This window comes from Testudinibacter sp. 'clade 2' (genome assembly GCF_006227735.1).
In the GTDB taxonomy this organism is placed as follows: domain Bacteria; phylum Pseudomonadota; class Gammaproteobacteria; order Enterobacterales; family Pasteurellaceae; genus Chelonobacter.
Map to the genome: position 1 here is coordinate 1 of NZ_VDHB01000122.1, position 4,569 is coordinate 4,569.

A 4,569-nucleotide genomic window follows, 5' to 3' on the forward strand; every position below is an offset into this window, starting at 1 on the left:
GATTAAGTGCTTATATAGCACTTCGCAAACGGGCGGATATATAATCCGCCCCTACCTTGCCTCATCAAATATCTTTGTCAATAATCTGAACCCGCTAAATCAGCGGGTTTTACCTGTCTAATCGTCTAATCGTCTAATCGTCTAATCGTCTAATCGTCTAATCGTCTAATCGTCTAATCGTCTAATCGTCTAATCGTCTAATCGTCTAATCAAACGATTAATACAATTTTCTTGAAGCTTCAAACCAATCCGCTTTGAACGGACGTTTCATATTGGTGATGGCATCAATAATATCATGGTTGACCAGCTTCTCATTTTGAATACCGATACAACGTCCGCCAATGCCCTGCATCAGCAATTCCACCGCGTAAACCCCCATACGTGAAGCCAAAATACGGTCGAAGGCACAAGGTGAGCCACCACGCTGAACGTGGCCTAAAATTGTGGCTCGGCTTTCCAGTTTAACCCGGGTTTCAATCTCTTTCGCCAATTCATTAACATCGCAAATATGTTCGGTAATTGCAATAATTGCATGGCGCTTACCTTTTTGAAAACCGTATTCAACTTTCTTGATCAACGCTTCACGTTCAAACGGACGTTCTGGAATCACGATAAATTCACAGCCACCGGCAATCGCTGCACCCAGTGTTAAATCCCCACAGTGGCGACCCATAATTTCAATAATCGAAACCCGTTGATGTGAACTTGAGGTGTCACGCAAACGGTCAATCGCTTCCAAAGCGGTTTCAAGTGCGGTTTGATAACCAATGGTATAATCCGTTCCGGCAACATCATTATCGATCGTGCCAGGAATCCCGATACATGGGAAACCATACTCTTCAGTAATTAATTTAGCCCCCATATAGGAACCGTCACCACCAATCACCACCAATGAATCAATTCCGTGCGCTTTCAAATTTTCTACCGCTTTAGCCCGCACTTCCGGTTTTTTAAATTCAGGAAAGCGCGCTGAGCCTAAAAATGTGCCACCACGACTAATAATATCCGAGACAGAAAAACGTTCTAACTTTTTGATATTATTGTTATAAAGTCCTTGATATCCATCATATACGCCATATACTTCCATTCCTTCGAACAGCGCTGCTCGCACCACGCCGCGAATTGCCGCATTCATACCCGGCGCATCTCCGCCGCTGGTTAAAATAGCAACTTTTTGTACCATGTTGAGTTACCTTCTAATTTAATTTAAACGATTAAAATAATTGTGCGTAGAGTACACGATCCCTGAATGACTCTCTATAAAAAAATCATATTTCTGCTATTTTTTTATTGTTTGTTAACATTTTTACAATCTTATGTCTTGATTTTATGACAAACCGAAAACAGTTTATTTTTGCCTTGCCTGCGGCTCTTGCTGCACCACTGAGGTCGGCTCTTGGTGGATAATAATATCCGACATCGGAAACGCCATCAATAAACGGTTTTCCAGATTATCAGTGATTTGATGCGCACGCCATAGCGGTAGATGATCGTCCAATTCTAAATGCAATTGTATAAAACGCACAGCACCGGAACGACGAGTGCGTAAATCGTGCACACCGATGATATTATCTTGTGCAGATACAATTTTCCAAATCAGCTCAATTTCGCTGTCCGGCAAAGCTCGGTCGAGCAGCAGCTGCACCGCGTCTAGCAACATTTTCAGCGCACTGATTAAAATATATACCGAAATAATCAGTGCAAAAATACCATCGGCATACACATAACCAAAGGCACTCAATCCCAATGACAACAACACTGCCACATTCATCAGTAAATCGGTTTGATAGTGCAGTTGATCCGCCTTAATTGCCGGGCTTTGAGTCTTTTTGATCACATAACGTTGATATCGGATCAACCCCAAGGTCATCAACAGTGTTACCACGGTTACGGCGATCCCAAGACCCGCCGCTTGCAATGGCTGCGGGTTGATCACCCTTTCAACACCTTGCAGCAGCAGTAAAATTGCCGAACCCGAAATAAACGCCCCTTGAATCAAGGTTGCTAATGATTCCGCCTTGCCGTGACCGAAAGAGTGATTGTCGTCCGCCGGCATCAGCGAAAAACGCAAAATCAACATACTGGTAAACGAGGCCAGCAAGTCAAGCAATGAATCAATAATCGAGGCAAGCATACTGACCGAACCGGTCTGCCACCATGCCACACTCTTGATTAAAATTAGGCAAAGTGCGGTCGCCACCGCCAACAATGAAGCTCGGCGCACCAAGCGACTATATTTTTCATACATAATGGCATTCTATACGTTATTGTTTATGGTCTGTTATTCACACTGCCACAACCAAGGTTGCTGCTGCAATTTAGACAAATATTGACGAGCATTGGGGTAAATTTGGCTGTTCAAAAAAGCCTTCTCATCATTGATTACTTTCGGTTTATTCTGCGCATAAGCATATTGCAGTTCTAAAAAGCCGCAATCACTGAGATCTCGCCCTTTAGCAACTTCTACCCCCCAATAGTCGTACTGCGCGCTAGGGCGATAAATCACGGTAGAATACAGTGTATTATCTTGAATAGACAGATCGGCGATGCTGTTTGTGCTGCGCTGATAACTGCGCTGACGCAACGCCATTCGTTGCTGTAAATTGATATGCCGTAGGTTTTTATCAAAAAACAGGGTTACTTTTTCTCGGCTTAGCGCCCCTTTAGTGCCTGCTTTCGGCTCATAAACGTATTTCACCATTTCAATCAGATCTACTGTTTTGCTCGGCACAAAGGTCTTGCCGTCTAACACGACTTCACTAGCCGGGCGAAAAACCTTGCTGTTATCTGGTGTGGTCGGTGTTGTGACACTCGGTCTTGTAACACATCCTGCCAACAAAACTACCAATAATAAACTGTAGCGCCACATACTGACTTCCTTATTTTTATTGTGCATCGCGCTTGAACACCCACTCGTCAGCACCCGACTGACTTTCGTCAAACCAGTACCCCCCCAAATCAAAGTTTTTCAGTGCTTCGGCGTTGTTGATGCGATTTTGAATCAAATAGCGGCACATTAAACCACGCGCTTTTTTGGCATAAAAACTGATGATTTTATATTTGCCGTTTTTATAATCTAAAAAGATCGGTTTGATAATCCGTGCGTTTAATTCAGCCGGCTTCACCGCTTTAAAGTATTCATCCGATGCTAGATTAATCAATAGCTTATCCTGTTGTTGATCCAGCGCTGTTTGCAACTGTTCAGTAATTACGCTGCCCCAAAATTCATACAAGTTTTTGCCGTTAGGATTCGCCAACTTAGTGCCCATTTCTAGACGATAGGGCTGCATTAAATCCAACGGTTTTAACAAGCCATAAAGCCCCGACAACATCCGCAAGTGCTGTTGCGCATACAAAATATCATCATGACTTAAACTTTCTGCTGCCAAACCGGTATAAACATCGCCTTTGAACGCATAAATCGCTGCTTTGGCATTACTCTGGTTATGCTCAATTTGCCAGTCGGCAAACCGGGCAGCATTCAGCCCCGCTAGTTTATCACTGATGCTCATCAACGAACCGATCTGTGCCGGAGTCAATTGACGGCAAACCTCAATGAGCTGACGGCTATAGTCAGTCAAGCTCGGTTGGGTGAATTCAAACTGCGGTGTCCTCGCTTGAAAATCGAGGGTTTTCGCCGGGGAAATAATCGCTAACATGGTGCTTCCATCAATAAGTTAAACAGGTTGCGATTGTAACAAAACTCGCATAATTTCTCTAATGGCTTTCAACTGTTCGTACAATTGGCAATTTAACTATCTAGTGTCAAAGGCAAGCGCCAGTCAACCGCACTTTGCCCCTGCTGTTGCAAATAGGTATTCGCTTGAGAAAAATGGCGACAGCCGAGAAAGCCGCGATAAGCCGACAACGGCGACGGATGCGGTGCTGTTAACACCAGATGACGCTGACGATCGATAATACGCCCTTTTTTCTGGGCATGGCTGCCCCACAACAAAAAGACCAGATGTTCGCGCTGTTGGTTCAACTGAGCGATTACTTTGTCGGTAAAGGTTTCCCAACCGAAATCCGCATGCGAATGTGCCTGCCCACGTTCTACCGTCAGCACCGTATTCAGCAACAACACCCCCTGTGCAGCCCAAGCGGCTAAATAGCCGTGCTGGGGAATCTGAAATCCTTCAATATCGTTTTCCAACTCTTTATACATATTCAGCAACGACGGCGGCGGCGCAATGCCGACTTTCACCGAAAAAGCTAACCCATGTGCTTGGTTTGGTCCGTGATAAGGGTCTTGCCCCAAGATCACCACCTTTACTTGATCAAATTCGGTCAAACGAAAAGCGGTGAACACTTCATCGTGTGGCGGATAAACGGTTTTACCGCTCTTTTTGGCTTGCTCGATTCGCTCAAGAATCTGCAAAAAATAAGCCTGTTTTTTTTCCTCGCCAATCGCTTCTGTCCATGTTTTCATCACTATTTTTCTACCTTATCTTGATTCCGGTCATTCCATTAAACAAAATTATAGAATAAAGATCGGCAAAAAGCCTAATACCGATTTTCTCTGTGTCCAACGAGTAGGTGTCAAAATACTATTTCCGCTAAACTTAAAAT

At 44.1% G+C, this 4,569-nt stretch carries 5 protein-coding genes; all 5 read right to left on the reverse strand.

Annotation, left to right across the window (positions count from 1 at the left end; genetic code table 11):
- Positions 1 to 217 precede the first annotated feature (217 nt).
- Positions 218 to 1,183 (reverse strand): 6-phosphofructokinase, encoded by a 966-nt coding sequence (gene pfkA / locus FHQ30_RS09850; protein WP_139611778.1) that lies wholly within the window; start codon positions 1,181 to 1,183, stop codon positions 218 to 220.
- 165 nt (positions 1,184 to 1,348) lie between these two features.
- Positions 1,349 to 2,248: a cation diffusion facilitator family transporter gene (locus FHQ30_RS09855; protein WP_139611777.1), complete on the reverse strand. Its 900-nt coding sequence runs from the start codon at positions 2,246 to 2,248 to the stop codon at positions 1,349 to 1,351.
- Between the two features lie 33 nt (positions 2,249 to 2,281).
- Positions 2,282 to 2,869, reverse strand: a complete 588-nt coding sequence (locus tag FHQ30_RS09860; RefSeq protein ID WP_139611776.1) for an HI_0983 family protein — start codon at positions 2,867 to 2,869, stop codon at positions 2,282 to 2,284.
- A gap of 16 nt (positions 2,870 to 2,885) precedes the next feature.
- Positions 2,886 to 3,659: a peroxide stress protein YaaA gene (gene yaaA / locus FHQ30_RS09865; RefSeq protein WP_139611775.1), complete on the reverse strand. Its 774-nt coding sequence runs from the start codon at positions 3,657 to 3,659 to the stop codon at positions 2,886 to 2,888.
- 92 nt (positions 3,660 to 3,751) lie between these two features.
- A complete protein-coding gene (gene ung / locus FHQ30_RS09870) occupies positions 3,752 to 4,429 on the reverse strand; it encodes a uracil-DNA glycosylase (RefSeq protein WP_139611774.1) in 678 nt (225 codons plus the stop codon).
- Between the last annotated feature and the right edge of the window lie 140 nt (positions 4,430 to 4,569).

Bases quoted from the DNA above. Each gene is read 5' to 3' on its own strand.
- yaaA (WP_139611775.1), bottom strand. From the start codon at position 3,659: ATGTTAGCGATTATTTCCCCGGCGAAAACCCTCGATTTTCAAGCGAGG.
- FHQ30_RS09860 (WP_139611776.1), bottom strand. From the start codon at position 2,869: ATGTGGCGCTACAGTTTATTATTGGTAGTTTTGTTGGCAGGATGTGTT.
- ung (WP_139611774.1), bottom strand. From the start codon at position 4,429: ATGAAAACATGGACAGAAGCGATTGGCGAGGAAAAAAAACAGGCTTAT.
- FHQ30_RS09855 (WP_139611777.1), bottom strand. From the start codon at position 2,248: ATGTATGAAAAATATAGTCGCTTGGTGCGCCGAGCTTCATTGTTGGCG.
- pfkA (WP_139611778.1), bottom strand. From the start codon at position 1,183: ATGGTACAAAAAGTTGCTATTTTAACCAGCGGCGGAGATGCGCCGGGT.